Annotated in this window: 23 protein-coding genes; 11 read left to right on the plus strand and 12 right to left on the minus strand. The window is 55.9% G+C overall.

The features are described 5' to 3' along the window. Positions 1-22: 22 nt before the first annotated feature. The 4 genes from L1047_RS15665 (at position 23) to L1047_RS15680 (ending at position 3,297) form a co-directional block, all read left to right on the plus strand. Positions 23-787: a sirohydrochlorin chelatase gene (locus tag L1047_RS15665; RefSeq protein WP_235279971.1), complete on the plus strand. Its 765-nt coding sequence runs from the start codon at positions 23-25 to the stop codon at positions 785-787. Positions 788-884: 97 nt separating this feature from the next. Beyond that, positions 885-1,640 (plus strand): uroporphyrinogen-III C-methyltransferase, encoded by a 756-nt coding sequence (gene cobA / locus L1047_RS15670; RefSeq protein WP_235279973.1) that lies wholly within the window; start codon positions 885-887, stop codon positions 1,638-1,640. Next, on the plus strand, positions 1,640-2,428 hold the full coding sequence (locus tag L1047_RS15675) for an ABC transporter permease (RefSeq protein ID WP_235279975.1): 789 nt from the start codon (positions 1,640-1,642) through the stop codon (positions 2,426-2,428). Before cobA ends, L1047_RS15675 begins: the two co-directional genes overlap by 1 nt. A gap of 200 nt (positions 2,429-2,628) precedes the next feature. Next, a complete protein-coding gene (locus L1047_RS15680) occupies positions 2,629-3,297 on the plus strand; it encodes a response regulator transcription factor (RefSeq protein WP_235279977.1) in 669 nt (222 codons plus the stop codon). A 40-nt stretch (positions 3,298-3,337) separates the two neighbouring features. Here the strand turns inward: L1047_RS15680 and L1047_RS15685 are convergent, their stop codons facing one another. Then, positions 3,338-3,601 carry a sulfiredoxin gene (locus L1047_RS15685; RefSeq protein WP_235279979.1) on the minus strand — a complete coding sequence of 88 codons (264 nt, stop codon included), beginning with the start codon at positions 3,599-3,601 and terminating at the stop codon, positions 3,338-3,340. Positions 3,602-3,681: 80 nt separating this feature from the next. On the opposite strand from L1047_RS15685, the gene L1047_RS15690 reads away from it, so the two are divergent. Further along, on the plus strand, positions 3,682-4,581 hold the full coding sequence (locus L1047_RS15690; protein ID WP_235279981.1) for a hypothetical protein: 900 nt from the start codon (positions 3,682-3,684) through the stop codon (positions 4,579-4,581). Between the two features lie 145 nt (positions 4,582-4,726). Here L1047_RS15690 and L1047_RS15695 read toward each other — a convergent pair whose 3' ends face one another. From L1047_RS15695 to L1047_RS15705, 3 genes are all read right to left on the minus strand, one after another. Further along, positions 4,727-5,686 carry an orange carotenoid-binding protein gene (locus tag L1047_RS15695; RefSeq protein ID WP_235279983.1) on the minus strand — a complete coding sequence of 320 codons (960 nt, stop codon included), beginning with the start codon at positions 5,684-5,686 and terminating at the stop codon, positions 4,727-4,729. Positions 5,687-5,795: 109 nt separating this feature from the next. Further along, the gene (locus L1047_RS15700) at positions 5,796-6,116 is read right to left on the minus strand and encodes a hypothetical protein (RefSeq protein WP_235279985.1); all 321 of its coding nucleotides are present in this window, start codon (positions 6,114-6,116) and stop codon (positions 5,796-5,798) included. Positions 6,117-6,196: 80 nt separating this feature from the next. Then, on the minus strand, positions 6,197-6,514 hold the full coding sequence (locus L1047_RS15705) for a hypothetical protein (RefSeq protein WP_235279987.1): 318 nt from the start codon (positions 6,512-6,514) through the stop codon (positions 6,197-6,199). Positions 6,515-6,783: 269 nt separating this feature from the next. Here L1047_RS15705 and rnc point away from each other — a divergent pair, with 269 nt between their 5' ends. Then, a complete protein-coding gene (rnc, locus tag L1047_RS15710) occupies positions 6,784-7,506 on the plus strand; it encodes a ribonuclease III (RefSeq protein ID WP_235279989.1) in 723 nt (240 codons plus the stop codon). Continuing rightward, complete coding sequence (locus tag L1047_RS15715; RefSeq protein WP_235279990.1) at positions 7,503-7,703, plus strand: hypothetical protein; 201 nt, start codon at positions 7,503-7,505, stop codon at positions 7,701-7,703. The genes rnc and L1047_RS15715 overlap by 4 nt, the downstream gene beginning before the upstream one ends. Positions 7,704-7,803: 100 nt before the next feature. Here L1047_RS15715 and L1047_RS15720 read toward each other — a convergent pair whose 3' ends face one another. The 4 genes from L1047_RS15720 to L1047_RS15735 all read right to left on the minus strand — a co-directional run bounded on the left by L1047_RS15720 (position 7,804) and on the right by L1047_RS15735 (position 12,676). Then, positions 7,804-8,382, minus strand: a complete 579-nt coding sequence (locus tag L1047_RS15720; RefSeq protein ID WP_235279992.1) for a hypothetical protein — start codon at positions 8,380-8,382, stop codon at positions 7,804-7,806. Beyond that, positions 8,379-8,750: a YtxH domain-containing protein gene (locus tag L1047_RS15725; protein WP_235279994.1), complete on the minus strand. Its 372-nt coding sequence runs from the start codon at positions 8,748-8,750 to the stop codon at positions 8,379-8,381. Before L1047_RS15725 ends, L1047_RS15720 begins: the two co-directional genes overlap by 4 nt. Positions 8,751-8,831: 81 nt before the next feature. After that, positions 8,832-11,267, minus strand: a complete 2,436-nt coding sequence (gene priA, locus L1047_RS15730; protein WP_235279995.1) for a primosomal protein N' — start codon at positions 11,265-11,267, stop codon at positions 8,832-8,834. Positions 11,268-11,275: 8 nt separating this feature from the next. Beyond that, on the minus strand, positions 11,276-12,676 hold the full coding sequence (locus tag L1047_RS15735; RefSeq protein ID WP_235279997.1) for a hypothetical protein: 1,401 nt from the start codon (positions 12,674-12,676) through the stop codon (positions 11,276-11,278). 562 nt (positions 12,677-13,238) lie between these two features. Here L1047_RS15735 and L1047_RS15740 point away from each other — a divergent pair. After that, on the plus strand, positions 13,239-14,801 hold the full coding sequence (locus tag L1047_RS15740) for a TolC family protein (protein ID WP_235279999.1): 1,563 nt from the start codon (positions 13,239-13,241) through the stop codon (positions 14,799-14,801). Between the two features lie 7 nt (positions 14,802-14,808). Here the strand turns inward: L1047_RS15740 and L1047_RS15745 are convergent, their stop codons facing one another. The 4 genes from L1047_RS15745 to L1047_RS15760 form a co-directional block, all read right to left on the minus strand. Then, positions 14,809-15,087 (minus strand): glutaredoxin family protein, encoded by a 279-nt coding sequence (locus L1047_RS15745; protein WP_235280001.1) that lies wholly within the window; start codon positions 15,085-15,087, stop codon positions 14,809-14,811. Positions 15,088-15,096: 9 nt separating this feature from the next. After that, a complete protein-coding gene (locus L1047_RS15750; protein ID WP_235280003.1) occupies positions 15,097-15,924 on the minus strand; it encodes a carbon-nitrogen hydrolase family protein in 828 nt (275 codons plus the stop codon). A gap of 63 nt (positions 15,925-15,987) precedes the next feature. Further along, positions 15,988-16,209 (minus strand): DUF2839 domain-containing protein, encoded by a 222-nt coding sequence (locus L1047_RS15755; protein ID WP_235280005.1) that lies wholly within the window; start codon positions 16,207-16,209, stop codon positions 15,988-15,990. Between the two features lie 45 nt (positions 16,210-16,254). Continuing rightward, entirely contained in the window at positions 16,255-16,722 is a 468-nt protein-coding gene (locus L1047_RS15760) for a copper resistance CopC family protein (RefSeq protein ID WP_235280007.1), read from the minus strand. Between the two features lie 130 nt (positions 16,723-16,852). Here L1047_RS15760 and L1047_RS15765 point away from each other — a divergent pair, with 130 nt between their 5' ends. Genes L1047_RS15765 through L1047_RS15775 form a run of 3 tightly spaced genes read left to right on the plus strand, consistent with a single transcriptional unit; the run spans position 16,853 to position 20,038 of the window. Beyond that, positions 16,853-17,020, plus strand: a complete 168-nt coding sequence (locus L1047_RS15765; protein ID WP_235280009.1) for a hypothetical protein — start codon at positions 16,853-16,855, stop codon at positions 17,018-17,020. Beyond that, positions 17,017-18,924, plus strand: a complete 1,908-nt coding sequence (gene dnaG / locus L1047_RS15770) for a DNA primase (RefSeq protein ID WP_235280011.1) — start codon at positions 17,017-17,019, stop codon at positions 18,922-18,924. The genes L1047_RS15765 and dnaG overlap by 4 nt, the downstream gene beginning before the upstream one ends. Before the next feature lie 28 nt (positions 18,925-18,952). Continuing rightward, positions 18,953-20,038 carry an AI-2E family transporter gene (locus L1047_RS15775; protein WP_235280013.1) on the plus strand — a complete coding sequence of 362 codons (1,086 nt, stop codon included), beginning with the start codon at positions 18,953-18,955 and terminating at the stop codon, positions 20,036-20,038. Positions 20,039-20,273: the final 235 nt, after the last annotated feature.

A 20,273-nucleotide genomic window follows, 5' to 3' on the forward strand; every position in this document is an offset into this window, starting at 1 on the left:
GTTTGGATCCCAAATCCTGGCCATGTCCTTATTCCCACTGGTGTTTTTGGTTTGCCACGGCAGCCGGGATCCCGATTATCAGCAGGCTTTGGCAGATTTATGGGCACGGGTACGGCAGCGGATCCCGTTTACGGTGGAGCTGGCTCAGCTAGAAGGGCAGCCTCTGAGCTTGGCAGAACAAATCCATCAGCGGTTGCAGGCTCGCCTGCCCCGGGGCGTGGGGTGGTCGCCCGGAAAGGTGGTGTTGCTGTCGTTGTTTATGGGGGAGGGATCCCATGTGGAGGAGGATTTACCCGCTGCTCTAGAGCAGGTACAGGCCCAATGGCCCCAGTTGAAGCTGCTGTTGACGCCGCCGATTGGCCAACATCCGGCCTTTATCGACCTCCTGGCCGCTCGGATTCGTACCGCTTCTGAACGGGCGGACGCTTGGATTGTGCTCGGTCATGGCAGTCGTTTGCCGGGGTTTGCCGCCCAGTTACAGGCCGGGATCCAACAATTGGAACAGCACTTGCCCGGAATCCCGGTGTATGGGGCCTTTGCCGCTCAACCTCCCAACCTAGAAGCCGCTGTGATTCATTGTCTGCGCCGCAGCCAACATCACCTGCGGGTACTGCCCTTTTTTTTGTTTCCGGGTGGGCTGCTACACACTCTCCAATCCCAGGCTCAACAACTGCAACGGGAATGGCCTCTGCTACAGATTCACGTGGAGCCGCCCCTCTGGCAAGATCCCCAAGTGATGGAAGCCATAATGGATACTCTCCAAACCGTTTGTCCGGCGCTAGAATAAGGCTTCTGTTGCCAGAACTTCCTCATCACAGCAGAACAGGTATTCTCCACAAGGTGCGGTGCGTTAGGATCCAGCGCACAAGGATTCAAAAAACCCTATGGGCAAGGTGTATTTGGTGGGGGCAGGGCCTGGGGATCCGGGGTTGCTGACGGTGAAGGGGAAAGCGCTGCTGGCCCACGCGGATGTGGTGATTTATGATGCCCTGGTGGGATCCCCGATTTTGGACTTGATCCCGCCTAGCGCCGAACGGGTCTATGCCGGCAAAAACTGCGGTGCCCACACGCTGCCACAGGAGCAAATTACAGCCCTGCTGATTGAAAAGGCCCAGACTGCCGCAGTGGTGGTTCGGCTGAAGGGCGGGGATCCCTTTGTGTTTGGGCGGGGGGGCGAAGAGATGTTGGCCCTGGTGCAAGCGGGGATTGCGGTGGAGGTGGTGCCGGGGATTACGGCAGGAATTGCAGCTAGTGCCTATGCCGGGATCCCCTTGACCCATCGGGACTTCAGCTCTTCAGTGGCTTTTGTCACCGGGCACGAAGCAGCGGGGAAATATCGTCCTGAGGTGAATTGGCGGGCTTTGGCAGGGGCGGTGGAAACGCTGGTGGTGTACATGGGCATGCACAATCTGAACCATATCGCAGCGGAACTGTTGGTGGGGGGCAAAGCTCCGGATACCCCCGTAGCCCTGATCCGCTGGGGCACGACTCCGCAGCAAGAAATTCATCTGGCCCGTTTGGATCAGTTGCAGAGGCAGCCTCCTGAGGTAGCTCCCCCGGCTGTGGTGGTGATTGGGGAAGTGGTTAATTTGGCCGCCGTTCTGCCCTCCTTCCTCCCTTTAGCCCCACAAGAACCCTGATGCACGCCTTCTTTCGTAAACTGGCTGCCCTCTTTTCCACCTACTACGCCTACATGCTGGAGTATCGGGCCGAGTTGATCCTCTGGGTGCTGGCGGGATCCCTGCCTTTGATCATGATGGGGGTGTGGAGCGAGGCGGCCCAATCGGGAGACTTTTCTCTCTCTTCGTTAGAGTTCATCCGCTACTTTTTGACGGTGTTCATCGTGCGGCAGTTCACCATCGTCTGGGTGATCTGGGAGTTTGAACGGGAGGTGGTGGAAGGTAAGCTATCGCCGCGCCTGTTACAACCGATGGATCCGATGTGGCACTACGTTGCTAGCCATGTGGTGGAACGCATAGCCCGCCTGCCCTTTACCCTACTTTTGATTGGCCTGTTTTTTGCGCTGTACCCACGCGCTTTCTGGATCCCGTCGCTGGCGCAGGTGGGGCTGGGATCCCTGGCGGTGCTGATGGCTTTTACGCTGCGTTTTTTAATGCAATATACTCTAGCACTGCTGGCCTTTTGGGTAGAACGGGTGACGGCGGTGGAGCAATTCCACTTTTTGGTGTATCTCTTTCTCTCGGGTGTGATCGCGCCGCTGGCGGTTTTCCCCCCGCTATTGCGGGAGATCGTCTCCTGGACTCCCTTCCCCTACCTGGTTCATTTTCCCGCCAGCCTTTGGGTGGAGATCCCAGTGGATATTGGGCGCAGCTTTGGAACTGGATTGGCCTGGATTGGCTTTTTTGGGGTTGTGAATCGCTGGCTGTGGCGAAAAGGTTTACAACAGTACTCGGGGATGGGCGCTTGAACGACCTAGAGCTGGATTTGGGGTATAAGATCTTTATCTAGATATCTTTTCGGTAGCTCCCCTCCACAGCCACTGTGGGCCCAGCAAGACAGCCTCGGATTCAGTCACTATCATGTGGCCAGGATCCATACCTGAGTCTTATCACGCTTAGCAGATAACATCCTCCCTTTTTCCGCGACAGCTTCCCCTTTGAGTCAGCAATGAAGCGTGTACTGGTCGTAGATGACGATCCCCTATCACTCAAGGTGCTGAGCCGCCACCTCACTCAGCATGGCTATCGGGTGTGCACGGGTGCTTCAGGTGTGGAGGGCTTGCGCCTGTTTGCCCAGGAGCAGCCGGATGTGGTGGTTTCGGATGTAGTGATGCCGGAAATGGACGGTTTTGAATTCTGTCGGCAACTGCGCCAGCAGCGGGGCGGCGAACTCGTCCCCTTTATTTTCCTCTCCTCACGGGGGGAGGTGGATGACCGGGTTCAGGGCTATGAGTGGGGGGCGGATGACTACATCATCAAACCTTTTGAGCCGCTGGAATTGGTGGCCAAAATCGAAGCACAAATTGAACGTTCCCGCCGCACCCAATCGGAAATTTTGCGCCTGATCCAACAGCAACCGCAGGCAAAACCGGAAGTGGTGGCCCCACGCCCGACTCCGGCTGAGCTACCCCTGACCGCTGCCGAAGAACGGGTGTTTCGGGAGGTGATTCGCGGCTCCACCAACAAGCAAATTGGCGAGAAACTGTTCATCAGCCCGCGCACGGTGCAAACCCACTTGACCAATATTTTGAGCAAGCTCTCTCTAGAAAACCGCTCGCAGTTGGTTCGTTTTGCCTATGAGCGGGGCTACAGTGCCGAAGAGGAACCGGCGGAGTAGGCCGGGAGTAGGCCGAGAATCGACTGAGCAGGGATCCCTTTCAGGCCAGATGCAGCTTCAAAACAGCCCGCGGCGCCTTCCGCACTCGACAGGGGATCCGCTCCTTGCCCAACCGGGTAAAGGCCTCATAGCGGTGACAGCCGGAAAATCCGTAATATTCCCCTTCCACCTCTAGAACCTCAATCGGTTCTTGCAGGCCAATTTCATCGATGGAAGCCATCAGCGCCTGCACCTTATCGGGATCCGTTTGACGCGGCAACGGACGACGAATTTGGGCAAGGGGAATTTCTCGAATCTGAGCCATGTTGGGCTTTCTCCTGAGCCAAGATCAGTTTCTTAATCATACTCGTTATGACTTTGACTTACAATTATTTGGGGATGGGGATGGATTCTCAGGTCAGGGCATGGCAGGATAACACCATTCGCAGTTGCACCCCTTCACCACCCCTTTGCTCAGGAGCCAACACGGTCATGTGGCAAGCCCTCAAAGCCCTATGGGGAAAGATCGCTGGTCAGGCCCCCCCAGTTCCCCCTACCTCCTCGACGCGCAAGCCTGTCCCTCCGCCATCCTCTCAACCCAAGCAGTCTCCTAGCAAAGATCTCTCCACCCGCGCTACGACACCCGTTCCACAACCTGCTCCCAAAGCGGCTACCTCCACCTCCGGTCGGGATCCCTTGTCGAAATTGGATGAAGTTGCCAGCAAACCCCCCACTGCCCCCAGTAAAGCTTGGGATGCCTTTGCCACTATTAGTACCGCTGCCGATACCCAGAAAGAAGAATCTTCTGGGTTGGAATCGGGTAAGCCTACTGAAGATACCACCGATGACTTTCTGCAAAGGCTCGTCGGCAAGCGCCCTGCCCCGACAGCAGAAACGGCCACACCCGAACCGGAGCCTGTAGCGGAAATCCTCGAACCGCAAGCGCCAGAGGATGAGGATAGATCCGCACCAGAATCTGTCTCTGAATCCCCTGATCCTGAGATCACTCTGAACATTTCTATCCCAACTGGGGGAGCTCCAAAAACAGCTTCAGAGTCTTCTGAGGCTGTGGTTATTCCCCCTGTTCAGCCAGCGGAAAACCCGGCCAACTCACAGGGCGAAGAGTTTCCCAAGGCTGTGCAGTCCCCCATCCATCCAGCTCGACCCACTCCTACGGCCGAGAGCATCAACAGCTTCGGGGCCAAAAGCGATATCGGATCTCGTATTTCTAGCATGGCCTCCTCCATCAGCAGCAGTCGGGCTGTGAGCTCCATTTCCATTGCCCGACTTCGCCAACCGGAATAAAGAGGGATCCCTCTAGCTTCAAAAAAACTCCAGACAAAAAAAGGCGCATCCCCATCTGGAGAACGCCTGTCTAACCATTGTCCAGACTCAAAGGAGAAAAGGAGTTCCCCTAGAGCAAAGTAGGATCCTTTGGGCCTTGGCATCCTCAACGGATGAAATTCAGCAGTTCCTTGGGTGAGGCCAGCAGGTCAATTGCCACAAAGAAAATCTGATTCTCCGGGTTCAGCAAAAATCGCCAAGCCACATTCATGCCGACATTGCCACCAAACCAGGGGGTCTGCACTTTTCCAGTCACCTTGATTTGGGTATAACCATCTTCGGCAGGCTCAGATACTCCCCGCTCCGGCAGGAGTTTTAAGTTCTGGCACTCTTCCCGGAAGAAGCGCAAAATTGCCTCGGTGCCAACAATCGGGCGTTGGAAAGGTGGCTGTAGGGCTCCATCTGGAGTGAACAGCTTGATCAGAGCCTCAAAATCATTGGCATTGAGGTTGTCCATGTAGTTCAGAATGGTGGGGTTGGTGATCCCTTCGATGGCAACCTTGGTGCGCTCTGACATGGATTTGGGAGGCGCCACGGGTTCACTGACGCGATTAAACTGGCCCAACTTGGCGGGGTCGTAGCCCATGTCCACTACTGCATTGCGCAAAATCGTGATCTGCTGGCCGGAATCAGCCGCTTGAATAGCTTGCAGCACAGCAGAAGCATTGGCGGAGAGGCGATACCCTTCCGGGATGGGAGCAACGATCCCTTCCTCCATCCACTTGCCCAACTGGTACCAGAACCCCAACTTGACGTTTGGCGACCAGATAGCATAAGTACGACAAATAGGAGTATCAGCGCGGTTGGCCAAGTCGCACATGGCCTGGGTTTGCTCCCGGAAGGACATTTTTCGGAACTCTTCAAGGGTGCGCTCGGCTAAGACCATGCTGGCTGCGCCAGGAGCAGCAATGGTGATGGTTTTGCCCATTTCCAGGTATGCAAACCAGATCAAGGCCAGTTGGTCTTCTGCACTGAGCTGGTTAAACCGGGCTATGGTTGCAGGGACAACATCCGCAGCAAGGGTCTCCGGAAAGATGGTGCGAGCGGTCTCTACGTTGTAAGGCATAGTTCTGTCCTATCGGTAAGGGGCTTCAAACGTTCAAGCTCCATTCCTCACCTTACCGTTAGTTACGAGAAATGTAAAAAAGTGTAAATCAACTGAGGGATCCCTATTCTCACATGCGGGCCAAAGCGGTGATTTTGGCCAGTTTGTCGCGGCTGAGGCCCTCGAGATCTCCTAAGTGCAGCCAGCCCTCCCGTAGCAACCCCGCGAACACAAAAATTAAGCTCGGGTAGCTATAGTCATACTTGCCGTCAATTTCGTGGCGACGGGCGCTGAGAAAGTCGTGCAGCCGCCAGAGATCTTCTAGGCGGGTGATGGAACCAGCCTTGGCCCGTACATCCTGAATCAGGGTGGAAGTTTCGCGGTGGTAGGCGTTCTTAAAGGCAGCTTGAGCAATTTGCTGTTCGGTGGTTGACCAATCGTGCGCGTTCATGAGCGATGCAAAGGCATAGTTTATTAAAAAGGATTTACATAGATTAACATCGATTCATATTCTAATTCCAGGGTTCCCCTTTAAGGGTTCTCCCCGGCAGCCCGTTTTTGCAAAGTGAGCAACAAAGCCTGCCATTCCACGGGATCCCGGTAGACCGAGAGCAGATCCTCCATCAAGCCCGCATCTTCTTCGATGTCCTGTCTGGCCCAGGCGGAAGGCGTAGTCCCAAAGTCTCGCTGTACAGTTTTGGGATCCCTGCGGGTTTCGCGATCCAAGGTTTTCACCCGGATACGTCGCAGCAGATAGATCGCCTCATCCAAAAGTGCCTGTAGGGGTTTACCCTCTTCTGCAGCAATGGCTTGCAATTGGTCAAGAGGTGAGAGGGACTGCGTTTCCATTCTGATCTCCAAAGGATCCCCACGCCAGGATCATACCCAGTTCCAGGGGGCAACCTGCGGGTCATTTCTGGCATACAACTCTTGGATTTGTCTGTGATATGTTGTGGCCCCAGAGGCATTCAGGCCGGATCCTTGCGACAAACTTGTTACACAAACTTGTTACAAAAGAGCCAGGGGCCGTTCTCCGACCCAAAGCTACAAGTTTCTATTCCTTTTGTATGGATCCTTATCTGAAATCTCCAGCCCTGCTCGGTTTTGCTTTGGATGCTATGTCTGAGCCGATCCCTCCTCGTCGCCGTGCCCTAGAGCACCTTCTGAACCGACTAGGGTTCAAGGATTCTGCTTTGCTAGAGCAACTGCGCTGGGATCTGCTGGATCAAGCTCTCATTCACCCTTCTCTGGATAGCCAGCGAAACAATGATCGTCTGGAGTTGTTGGGGGATTCTGTCCTACGGATTTTGGCCACTGAATTCTTGTTTGAGTCTTACCCGGAGTTGTCGGTGGGAGAGTTGACCGCTATTCGCTCCGATTTGATTAGCGACGCTCATTTGTCAGAACTGGCGGATCTACATGGCTTAGAGCACTACCTGGAGTTAGGCTCTAGCTCCCAAAAAGATCTAGCCGGGCGGGATCGCCGATTGGCGGATGCCTTCGAGGCGCTATTGGGATCCTTTTACCTCAGTTGGGGTATCTATACCCTGCCTAGCCTCCATCCCTGGTTGGATCCCTATTTACGCCAGCGCGTGGAGCAGTGGTTTCAAGATCCGACCCGGCGCAACCCGAAAGCGGCTTTACAGGAACTCACCCAACGCCTTTGGGGTGACCTGCCAGAATATCGCCTAGTGGCTGCGGAAGACCATCCACCCCATTTCACCATGGAGGTTTGGGGACATGGGCAATGCTGGGGTCGAGGTGAGGGCCGCTCGAAAAAGGCTGCTGAAATGGCTGCTGCTGCTGAAGCCTACGGACACTTGCAGTCGGAGGAAGCATGAGGCGCACAAAAGCAGAGAACCTGCGTTATGAACTGGCCAGTTGGTTGTTTTTGGTGGGGAGCAGCCTGTTTGGGGTGAGCGAGTTGATGAACCTAGGGGCGGATATGAAGGTCATCCAAACTCTGCTGGGGGTGGTGGCCAGTTTGCTGTTTACGCTAGGCAGTGGGCTATTTGTGCTCGATGCGCGGCAGCGCTGAGTCATCAGGGTTGCTCTCCAACTGAGCCAAGTACTGGTGGATCAGAGTCAGAATCTTCAGAATTTATAGACCCACTGGCCGGACATCACACATGAAGGGTTCATGAAGGGTTCATGTCTTCTGAGCGGGAAGACCGGGCATCAGGGCCAGATCGTTCCTCATCAGACCCAACGGAGCGGGGGCGAACAGAAGACTCCGGCTCGCTGACACGATCGGTCAGGGGAATGGCTTGCCGAGTGACCGAAAAAGAACGGTTGGTCGCTGGGGATGGGGATCCCAGTCTGGGGTTGCTGATGGAGTTAACATTGGCGGAAGTCTCGCTGGAAAACGTTCGCCAAGCCGCCCGTACCCCTGCCCAAACGCTACGGGCATTGACTTGGGCTCCACGGGCTTGAGTGCGTGCCCCTTCGATGGAGCGGTTTACCTGCTTCACCACCTGCCCGGCTCCTTTCACCCCTTCATCGAGGCTATCGGCAATCTCGCTCACCTCTAGGCTGGTCAGGCGCAGGGCCTCAAGGGTCGGGGGCAATTCCCGCAGCAGTGTGTCAAAAAAACGCTCCACACTTTGGGCAGCTCGACCCAGTTGGATAACGGCAGGCAGCAGAGTAATCACCACCGCCAAAATGCCCACCGCCACCAGACCTACCGAGAGGCCCAGCCAAAATACCGGATCGGTCATCGCGCTTCTTCCTCCCGATCCTGCCTTTCTAAGTCCACTTCATCCACAGCTAAGGTGCGCAGGTTTTGGGCTTGAGTGAGTTCTTGCCGCTTTTGCACCATTGCTTCTTTGCCCACGGCCACCGCCTGTTGCAGTCGCAACAACGCTTCATCCAAACTTTTTTGGGCAGAGTCGAGCAGCTTTTCTGACTGGTACTGCAAGCTGCTGGTCACATCCTCTGCCACCTCTGGCAGCGCCTCTGCCGATTTCTTGAGCAGTCGCCGCGTTTCCCGTCCGCTGCGGGGGGCCAAGAGCAAGCCAATGGCAGTTCCTACAGCTGTGCCCAACAACAGCCCACCGATAAATGCACCAGTACGGTTTTCAGCCATGCCTTCCCAGAGTTGAATTGGATACGGGTGGCCCCGAAACCAGACTACCTCAGATCCCTGCCAATCTTCTGCTGCCCGCTTCTAGAGAATCCGCAGCGGATCCACATCCAGGCTGATTCGGATCCCTTGGGGGGGATGGCCAATCGCTTTGTGAAGCTGCGCACCGATGGCTTGGCGATCCCAAACGCGCTCGGGAGTCTGCTTCAGCAAAATCTGCCAACGATAGCGCCCACTAACTCGCTCCACCTGGGCTGGCCCCGGCCCCAATACCTCCGCTGGGATCCCCTGCAGACGTTCGGCCACCTGAGTACAGTAGTGCTCCAGAGCCTCCAGGCGGGTGCTGCTCAGGCGCATTAAAATCAGGGCTCGATAAGGAGGATAGCCCCCTTCCTGCCGCTGCTTCAGTTCTGCCCGCAAAAAGCCCTCGTAATCCTGGGCCAGCACCGCCGCCAAAATTGGGTGCTCCGGCAAGTAAGTTTGGATGATCGCCTGTCCGGGCAGGGATCCCCGCCCCGCCCGCCCCGCCACCTGGGTGAGCAGTTGAAAGCTGCGCTCGCCGGCCCGATAGTCCGCCTGATGCAGCAGGCCATCGGCAGCTATCACCCCCACCAAGGTCACCTGCGGAATGTCCAAACCTTTGGTGAGCATTTGGGTGCCCACTAGCACCTGCGCCGCGCCGCGCCGGAACTGCTCCAACAAATCCCGGTGGGATCCCTTGCGACGGGTGGCATCGCTGTCGTAGCGCAACACCGAGAGATCCGGCCAACACTGCTGCAACACCTCCACCACTTTTTGGGTGCCACTACCGAAGTGCTTCAGATAGGGGGATCCACACTCCGGACACTGCTGGGGATGGGGCCGACGATCGCCGCAATAGTGGCAGCGCAGATCTTGCCCGAGCTGGTGGAAGGTCAGAGAAACATCGCAATGCTGACAGGTGAGGGCTACCCCACAACTGCGACAGAGCACGAAGGTACTGTGGCCTCGCCTTGGCACAAACAGAATCGCCTGTTCTTTTTTATCCAGGACTTGCTGCAAAGCCTGATGTAGACGACGGCTGAGGACGGTACGATTCCCCGCCGCCAGCTCTTGGCGCATATCCACCAGTTCCAGTTGCGGGAGGGTGGCCGGGATCCCCTGTTGCGGGATACGCTCTGGCAAGGGGAGGCGGATCCACCGCTGGGGAGCCTGTAGATGGGCAGCATAGGTTTCCACCGCAGGGGTAGCGCTGCCCAACACCAATGGACAACCCGCCAACTCAGCCCGCCACTCGGCCACCTGACGGGCGTGGTAGCAGGGCTGTGGTTGCTCCTGCTTGAAGCTATCGTCGTGCTCTTCATCCAAAACAATCAGGCCCAGCTTCGAGAGAGGGACAAATACCGCCGAGCGGGTGCCGATCACCACCTGAGGTTCAGGGCTGAGCATCTGCCGCCAGGTGTCGTAGCGTTCCCCCTCCGATAGCCCGCTGTGATAGGCCCAGACCCGAGCTCCCAAGCGCGCCCGAAACCGATCCATCAGTTGGGGGGTAAGGCCGATCTCAGGCACCAATACCAACGCTGATAGGCCTTTTTGCAACAGTTGGGCGATGACTTGCAGGTAGACCTCCGTCTTGCCGGATCCCGTCACCCCATGCAGGAGAAACGGCTGCACTTGTCCCAATGCCGCGAGGATCGACTCTACCGCTTTGGTTTGGGCCGCCGTCAGGGGTTTAGGCTGATCCTCCTCTGAGCACAGGGAAGCGCTCTCCCCCAGCCGCAGCAGAGGCCGTTCGTAAATGTGAATGCGGCCTTTGCGGGCCAGCCCTTGCAATACGGCGCGGCTCACCCCTGCTTTTGAAGCCCATTCCGTCAGCAGCAGTTCCCCACCCCCCTGCTGCAGACAATGCAGCGCTTTTTGTTGCGGAGGGCTCAATCCGTCTAGGGAAGGATCCGCCAGACTGGCCGCCTGCTGAGTTTTGAGTTTTCCACCCCCACTCTCCTGCCAGCGGCTTTCCACCCAACCCTGGTGCTGTAATTCCCGTAGGGCGACTGCGGCATTGGGCACCTGTTGTTGTAGGTAGCGCCAAGAGAGATCCCCACCCCGAGCACGCAGAACCTCCAGCAGTTTCTGAGCCGCAGCAGAACATTGGCCGGGATCCCGGCTAGCTGTGGCCAGTAACCGGATGCGGCGCTGGGAACGATTCAGCAACCCCGGCGGCAGAACAGTGCGCACCACCTGGGGCAGGGGGGTGAGGTAGTAGTTTGCCACCTGCTGCAACAGCGGCCAAAACTCGCTGGGTAGGATCCCTTTGGCCACTACCGCCTCGATGTCTCGAATGGACTGAGGATCCACCCCTTCGGGTAGATCAGAGCGCCAGCCCAAAGCCACGGCCCCCGCCGTTTGCTGACCAAAGGGCACGCTGAGCAAATCGCCCGCTTGGGGATCCCATTCTTCCGGCACGCGGTAGGTAAAACAGCCTCCTAGATGGGGATGATCCACCCACACCTCAAGCCAGCGGGGAGGCACCTGTTGCAGCACGGGATCCCTCACGGACGGGGCAAAAACCTCGGCAAGTCTACCGCCTTTTTGTTCACCCGCGCCGGTAGAGGCCGTGGTAGAGGCTGGATAGAAGGCTTGACAGGGGTAGGAGTTTTGGTTGTCGGCTCGGGGGGCATCTCCTGTCCCTTTCGCTCCAGAGCAGCCTTCAAGCTGAGGATATGCATCTGTTGCTCATCATATTTGTCTTTCAAGCCCCGGTTTTCTTCGTAGAGGGCGGCGCGTTCTGCCTGTAGGAGCCTCAGTTGCTCCTCCCGTTTCTCCGCCTGAGCTTGCAGTGCTTCGGTCTGTTCCTGTAAATGGGCGATGGTGGTTTGAGCAGCACGCAACTCCGGTTGCCAGTCCGGTTGGGCAGCGAGTTGGGCCAAAGCTGCTTGTAGCTGCTGCTGAACCTGGGTGTACTGTTCCTGCAGATGTTGGTGCGCCTGCTGCCAGTGGGTTACCTCTGCTTGAGCTTGGGATAGGGCCGCTTGCAACTCCTCAGCCTGGACTTGCCAGTATTGCTGTAGATGCTGCTGTTCCAGGGATCCCTGGCGCAGTTGTTCTTGACTGGCTTGGAGAGCGACCACTTGAGCTTGTACCGTCTCTAGGGCTGCTTCTAATTCCTGACGTTGCTCTTGCCAACGTTGCTCAGCTTCTGCTTCGGTTTCCGCATAGCCTGCCAGCCGCGCCTCCAGGTGTTCCCGTTGTTCCTGCCAGGCGGCCTGTTGGTCGCTGTGGAGAGCCCGCAAACTGCTGAGCTCGGTTTGGGTTTCGGAAATTTGCGTCCGGGCTAGAGAGAGTTCCGCCTTAAAGCGCTGCAACATGTCCACCCGTTTTTCCGCCAAATCCTGTGCTTCTAGGAGGGAGGCTTGTAACTCCTGTTGGCGATGTTCCCACTGGCGACGCTCCTGGGCATGGGCTAGCTGCAACTGCTCGATCTGTTCTTGTAGGGCTTCAATATCCTGCCGTTGACGGTCATTCAGCCGCTGACGGGCCGCGATCTGGGCCTCTCGATCCGCCACTTGCACAGCCTGATCCGCTAAAGCCTGTTGCGCCTGTTGCAGAGTCCGCTCCTGCTCCTGTAACCGCTGTTGCTGTTCAGCCACTTGCTGCCGCAGGGCTTGATGCTCTGCCTCCCGGCTGGGATCAGGCGTGGGCTGAGCCTTCAATTGCAGCAGTTCTAGCTGTTGCTGCTGTTTGCGCGCCTGCAGTTCGGTTTGGGCCAGTTGAGTGCGCAAGGCCTGCACCTGGGCTTGCAGTTGCTCCTGAAGGGTCTGCCGTTCCTGCAGTTCGGCCTCGGCTTTGAGCAGGCGGGCTTCTAGCTGTTGTCGCTGTCTCAGGGCTTGGTGGTGCTCTGCGCCGAGATCCCGCTCTGGGGGCAAGCCATCGACGGGCGGGATTGGATCCAAATCACCTGAGGGAGAGACATGCATAGGTTGAAGAGAAGATGAAGAGTCAGACAATAAAGTTCCTTGCAGTATAGAGAGATTTTTCAGGGGACTCAAGCGAGGAGAATTCCCCTGTAAAGATCCCTTCTCTGTGGGCGTTTTTGAACCTATTTCTTCCCCTTGAGCCGGTTCCAAATCGGGGAGTTGCCCATCTGCTGAAGTCGTTTTGCTTGTTCGTCTGGGGGCGCGAGTCCGGCGAGAGGATGCTTCCCCACGTTTAGGAGTGGACTCTGGCCCGTTGTTGCCTCGAGAACCTGCCACAATTGCCCCCTATCATCACCAACAACACTCACCCAATACACCCAGGATGGTTCGCACCATCTTAATCGGTTGCATTCAAAAGCGTCTCCGCCCCAATTGTAGGAGGGCTTTGGCAAAGCTTTAGAGGTCTGTTGAGGAGTATGACGAGCGGATCACCACAGCAACAGCCGTCCAGAGCAGAACGGGGGCCTGTGGAAAACCGTCTTACCTTTGTCCCTCACTTTGCGATACTGCTAAAGGTGATGTTAAGAACTACAACATTATGGTGATGCAGGATGTGGCAAAGGCTCGAGTTCAACTGCACCCACAGCACCGGCCCCGACAGGGATCCCGTTTAGCCTGTTCCACCCCTTGGAGCCTGCTATTTGGTTTGGTTAGCATAGCCCCTGCCTTGGCTCAACCAGATCCTTCTGCAACATCGTCCAACCCAGCTGCCAGCCCTGCCGCCTTTACCCTGCCGGATAGCCGCGAAATCGTCACCCCCCCCCTGCCCCCCTCCTTATCCGTACCCCCTGACGCCGCCCTCCCTGCTGCCCCGGTTCTGGAGGGATCCCTGACGGCAGAAGAATTGGTGGTACCGCAATCTCCCCTGGAAGTGCGGATTGAGCGCACCGAAGGTTTGTCTTTACAAGAGGCCCTGGATATCGCCATCGCCCAAAACCCCGCCATTCAACAGGCAGAATTGGCTGTACAACGAGCGGAGGCGGGAATTGCCCAAGCAGAGGCTGCCTATACCCCCACCCTCTCCAGTAGTGCCAACTACCAATACAGCGATGCCCCTTCCCCGGGGGGTGGGCCCAGCCGCGAATCCCACTCCCTCTCGGCGAGCGTGGTGCGGGTGGAGTACACCGCCTTTGACAGTGGCTTGCGGGATCAAAACCTGAAGCTAGCCCAAGAAGCGCTGCGTATTGCCCAGTTGCAACTGCAGCAAACCCTGCAGACAATAAAACAAAGTGTGGCCAATGCCTACTACGATTTACAAAGCTCCGATGCCAGGGTTGCCATCAGCCAAGCTGCCATCGAAAGCTCTGAAGCCACCCTCCGCGATGCCCAAGCCCGAGAACGAGCCGGACTGGGTACCCGCTTCGAGATCCTGCAAGCAGAGACAGAGGTGGCCAACAACCGACAAACCCTGCTGGCGGCCCAAAACACCCAACAACTGAACCGTCGCCGCTTGGCCGAATTGCTCAACTTTCCTAACCCCACCGATGTGGTGGCCAGTGACCGCGTTGAACCGATGGGGGAATGGGATTTGAGTCTAGAAGAAACAATTGTGGCTGCCTTTGCCCAACGGCAGGAATTGGAGATTCAACGGCAACAACTGGAACAAGCCCAAAGCCGTGTACGCTTGGCGCAAGCCAGCAATGGCCCGCGTATTGGCCTGTTTGCCACCCTCGACGCTGCCAACGATTTCAACGCCAGCCGCGACAGTTTCGATGTTGGCTATTCGGCAGGGGCCAATTTCAGCTTTACTTGGTTTGATGGGGGAGAGGCGGAGGCCCAAGCCCGCCAAGCCCAGATTGATGGGCAAGTGGCCGTGAGCAATTTTGTCGGATCCCGCAATGAAATCCAACGGGGGGTAGAAGAAGCCTTTCTCACCCTCAGCTCCAGCCGCGAACAGATCGATTCGGCCAAGGTGGCTATTGCCTCGGCAGAAGAAAGCCTGCGCCTAGCTCGGTTGCGCGTGCAAGCGGGGGTGGGCACCCAAACGGAGGTGATCAACGCCGAGACCGCCCTCACCACCGCTCGCGGCAACCTTTCCAACGCCGTTATTGCCTACAACCGTGCCCTTGTCCAACTGCGGCGGGCCATCGGTACCCTTTGACGGCGACTTAATTGGAGGCTTGACTGAGGTGTTTCTGCAGCCAGGTGCGCAACTGGATCACTGTCAGTCGTGGTGAGGGTTGCGGTAGAGGTTGCTCGGGATCCCCTGCCAGGCTAAGCACCGGAATGGCCAACTGATAGCGTTCCCACCAAGTGGAATTAGTGGTAATGTCGCGGATTTCCAGAGAGGGGATCTCGGGGATTTGCCGCAACTTGTCTGCCAAGCCTTCACAAAGGTGGCAGCCGGGTTTGCTATAGAGAATCAGGGGCGGCCAAGAGGGAGACATGGCTTGCCCTCAACGGGTGACCGCACAGGCCAGGCGACGATGTTGCAGGGAGGGCATCTGCCGCCGCACCGACTGAAGGCGTTCTGGGTCAATTGCGGCGATCGCCGCCCCCGGTTTTTCCCCGCCCGCATCCGCCAAGATCGCCCCCCAGGGATCCAAAATCATGGCATGGCCATGACATTGTCGCCGTTCGTAGTGGTTGCCCACTTGGGCAGGAGCGATCACATAGCAGGTATTCTCGATGGCCCGACATTGCAGCAAAATTTGCCAATGATCTCGCCCGGTGTAGGCGGTAAAGGCCGCTGGGATGAGCAAAATCTGGGCTCCTCGATCCACCAAGGAGCGGTACAGCTCGGGGAAACGCACGTCATAACAGACCGATAAACCGAGGTTCCCCAGAGGCTCTTGCTCGCAGGTCACCAGTTCATCTCCACTCACCACCGTGCTGGATTCGCGATAAGTGTTGCCATCGGGCAAATTGACATCAAACAGATGGATTTTGCGATAGCGGGCCAGTTCTCTGCCATCGGGGTCATAGAGGGCGGCGGTGTTGTAGACCCTGCCCTGGCGATCCGGTACAGGATACCCTCCACCCAAAACAAACACCTGATAGCGCTGGGCCATTTTGCCCAAAAAGGCTTCGGCCCGCTCCGAAATCTCTTGGGCGAGGCGGGTTTTCTCCGCTTCTGGCCCCATAAAGGCGAAGTTTTCCGGCAGTGTCACCAGCTCACAGCCCTGTCGCACCGCAAAATCGATCCACTCTTCCGCTTGCTGCAAATTGCTGGCCAGATCGGGAATGCTGGTCATCTGGATGGCGGCTGCCAGGTAGGGACGCATAGAGAAAACTCCGGAGGATGCTGAGGTGGGATCCCGAGGATCCTAAGAGGCTTAACCAGAGGCTTAACCGACCAAATGCCACCAGCCAAAGGTTGGGCCCACGAATCGTACTACGACCCAAAAGATGGCCAGCAGAATGATGCCCGCCCAGGCTCCACGGGTTGTCCAATCGTAGATCGTGCGCGCTTGCCCTTTGGTGAGGGGAATATCCTTGAGTTGGGGAAATACCAGTTCTTGATCAGGATCCTGGGGATCGCGGTTTTTGCGGCGCTTAGCTTCGCCCATAGGGTTGCCTCCACGTTGCCTACTGCATTGCCAGGGTGGCGACTCCTATCTTAATCGCAAGGGATCCCGAACCTGAGCGCGGGCTGCCAGTAGCGCCTGCAAAGCTTCGGGATCCGACTCCCCCACCTGAAAGACAAACGATCCGCTCACCGGATGGGAATCTGCAGAAATAGCCTGCCAACTGACGATGTAAATCCCCTCCGGGATCTCTTCCGACAAATCCGCCTGTGGCCCATCGCCCGTAGTCAGCAGGTTCTCCAGTTCCAGCGCTTGTCCGGTGGTATCCAAAACCTGCAACTGAGTGATTTGCACTGACTCATTGAACTGCAGCCGCACCTGTGCTGGAGCCTCCTGTAACACTGCCCCATCCGGTGGGAATGTGGAGAGCAAACTGGCATGGGCAAAACTGGGTTGGATCCCTATCAGCCACAGCAACAGACAGAGGATCCCGCTCGCACCAGGGAGACGGAGTCTTTTCAGGACGGACTTGGAGAAATAGGACAAATAGGACATAGTGACCCGGGATGCCTATCCAACTCAGTGGATCTGGTTACGGGGACTGATCTGCTAGAGCCTTTCAAAAGTTTCGCCCAGCTCTGTCCAGTTTCGGATCCTAGGGGTTGGAGTGCCCGTGGGAGTGGTCGTGACTGTGACCATGGCCATGGGAGGATTGATCTCCTGTAAGCTTCAACAGAGGGGCCGGTTTCGGCAGCGCATGGGGATCCTCACCGGGTTGAGCCACCTGGATGTCAAGCCCCGGATGTCGGAGAGCCCGGATACTATGGGGGCAGGATCCCAATCGAGTCCATGAGCGGTCTACCCCCTGATACGATCAACTTGGTGCGCCAAAAGGCTGACCTCGCTGAGGTGGTAGCCGAAAAGGTGGTGCTGCGTAAGCAGGGTAAGAACTTTGTCGGGCTTTGCCCCTTCCACAACGACCGTAAGCCCAGTTTTCAGGTCAGCCCCAGCAAACAGATCTACAAATGTTTCTCCTGCGGTGCTGGGGGGGATGTGCTGCGTTTTGTCAGCCAGATGGAGCACCTCTCCTTTGCTGAGGCGGTGCGTAAGCTGGCCCAGCGCTATCATGTACACCTTCCTGAGGGATCCCTGCAACAGCGACAAGTCTATGAACGTAAGCTCTCTCACCAAGAAAAGCTGCTGGACATTTTGGCCATGGCCGCCGATTTTTATCAGCATGCCCTCAGATCCAGCTTGGGATCCGCTGCCCGCCGCTACCTACAAAACCGCCAACTCAGCGAAGTCACCCTGCAAAAATTTCAGGTTGGCTTTGCCCCTCCTGGCTGGCAGTCCCTTTATGAGTATTTGGTCAATCAAAAACGCCAACCGGTTCATCTTTTAGAAGAAGCAGGATTGTTGGTGGCCCGCCAACAGGGATCCGGCCATTACGATCGCTTTCGTCACCGGATTATGCTGCCCATCTTTGATTTACAAGGGCGGGTGATTGGTTTTGCAGGCAGAGCACTTGGAGAGGAACAGCCCAAATATCTCAATTCCCCAGAAACAGAACTGTTTAGTAAAAGCCAGGTGGTGTATGGCCTCAATTTTGCCCGTGATGCCATTGTTAAAGCCGATCAAGTGTTGATTGTTGAAGGCTATTTCGATGTCATAGCCCTGCATCAAGCTGGGATCCCTCAAGCTGTTGCCGCCATGGGTACGGCCCTCACCTCACAACAGATAAAAACCCTCCTGCGCTATACTGAATCAAAGCGATTAATTTTTAATTTTGATGGGGATCGGGCTGGGCTAAAAGCAGCTGAGCGAGCAATTGAGGCAATCGAAGAGCAGGCGCGGCGTGGCGAAGTGGAACTGCGCATTCTCACCATTCCCGACGGCAAAGATGCCGACGAATTTCTGCGGGATCATCCGGTTGGTGAGTTTCAAGCTCTGCTAAATCAAGCTCCCCTTTGGCTGGATTGGCAGATCGAACAGGTGCTCTCCGGTCGGGATCTTAGCCGGGCTAGCGATTTTCAACAAGCCCATCAAGCCTTTGTCCAATTGCTCGCCGGTTTGGGTGGACAATGGCGCTCTTTATATTTGCACAAAGTGGCGGAATTACTCAGCCGGGGCAATGGCCGCCTTAGTCGGGATTTGGAAGAAGAACTACGCCGAGGAGTACGGCAATATCGCTGGGCCAAACCGGAGCAACTTTCTCCGGCTAAGGGATCCAAGTTGTTGCAATCGGAATCCCATTTGCTACAGATTTTTCTGCATTTTTGTGAGTACCGCCGCGAAATTCGTGAGGCTTTGTTGGAGCGAGAACTGCAATTTAGCTTTCGTCCCCACCGGGATCTGTGGCAGCGGATTTTGGAGCTGGTGTATGGGCAACCAGAATTAGAAACCCAAGAAGAAGCTCTGCTCACGGCCTTGCGTACCATTTGTGCCCATGATGAACAACTGAACGAGCGGCTCAGCCATCTGCTCTGGTTGGATGAAAATACCCGCGTGGCCCTAATGCGCCCCCGGATCGTGGTGCGGGCAGCCATCGCCAATATGGAGCTGGAAATTCGCCAGAAACGCTACCGCTACTGGACACAACTGTGGGATCAAGCCTTTTCCGAAGGCAACACAACCCTAGCCGCCCAATATCAAGCTAGCATTCAGCAGGAATACCAGGCGATTCAAACGCTGCAACGGGATGTGCAACTGAGCGTAGAAGACATGCTAGAGACGCCACTAACTGAAGATTTACTTTGATTGTCGATTTAATCCATGAGTTTAATCTATGAGTTGGAAATCTTATCTGTTGCGGCTTGCTGTCTGGGGATTGCCCCTTCCTCTACTGGTTCTCAACGGCTGGGCACTGCTCCTTTTGCTTGATTACTTTCGCAGCATCTTTACCGTAGTAGTAGCAGCAATTCTGCTAGCCTTTGTGCTGGACTATCCCGTACTTTGGATACAACACTGGCAGCGACAGCGATCGCGGGCTGTAATTCTGGTGCTTCTTCTGTTAGTTGTGGTGCTTAGTGTTTTGGGTGTTACCCTCATCCCTTTGCTTATTCAGCAGGGCAATGAGTTGGCGAAACGCCTACCCGAGTGGATTGCCTCTGGCAGCCAACAACTCAACAGTTTCCAGACTTGGGCAGCATCACGTCAGTTGCCAATAGATGTTAGCCATTGGACTATCGAGCTTGAAAACCAGGTGGCTGGCCAACTGCAGATGGCCACTGGGAGAGTGGCCAGCACACTCAGCAGTGCCATTGACGGTGTAATCAACATCATGCTTACCCTATTGCTAACTTTTTACCTACTGCTGCACGGTCAAACCCTTTGGGACAATGTGTTTCAGGTTCTACCGGTTCATCTGTCCAGACGGCTACGGCAAAGCTTAAAGCAAAACTTTCACAATTACTTTGTTGGTCAAGTCACAGTGGCATTATGTATGGCAGTAGCGATGGCGATCGCATTTGTAATTATTCGTGTGCCCTTTGGATTGGTCTTTGGCTTAAGCATTGGCATGATGGCACTATTTCCATTTGGGGCAGCGTTAGGCATTGTCATTGTTAGCTTTCTAACTGGACTCAATACGATTTGGCTAGGAGTTAGAGTGCTGCTGGTCGCTACAGCAATCGACCAGATTATTGAAAACGGCTTGGCTCCCCAACTGCTTGGAGGCTTCACAGGACTGAGTCCAATATGGATTTTAATCTCACTGTTGGTGGGAGCTAAGGTAGCTGGACTACTGGGGCTAATCGTGGCAGTACCTATTGCCGGATCAATTCGCGATACCTTAGTTGCGCTGATACCACCATCCAACCTATCAATGACAACCATGACTGATCCCAGAACATTAAACCCCTTGGATCATTGATAAAGCCGAATGAAATCTTTGCGTCGAGATGACATGAAAACAAATACTGATTGAAGTTATCTCAATAGCTGGATCTTATCCATATCTATCCATATCCAGATCTAGCCAACCCCACGTAACTTGGGCATCACTTGCATGGAGTATGTTAGACTCATTTTTGTTCTTAGTCTGTTTTTGTATTCTTAGCTTTATCGAACTGCATACCTAATATATATGTAATTGTAGACAAATAATG

Origin of the sequence: Synechococcus sp. Nb3U1, assembly GCF_021533835.1 — a bacterium.
Taxonomy (GTDB): Bacteria; Cyanobacteriota; Cyanobacteriia; order Thermostichales; family Thermostichaceae; genus Thermostichus.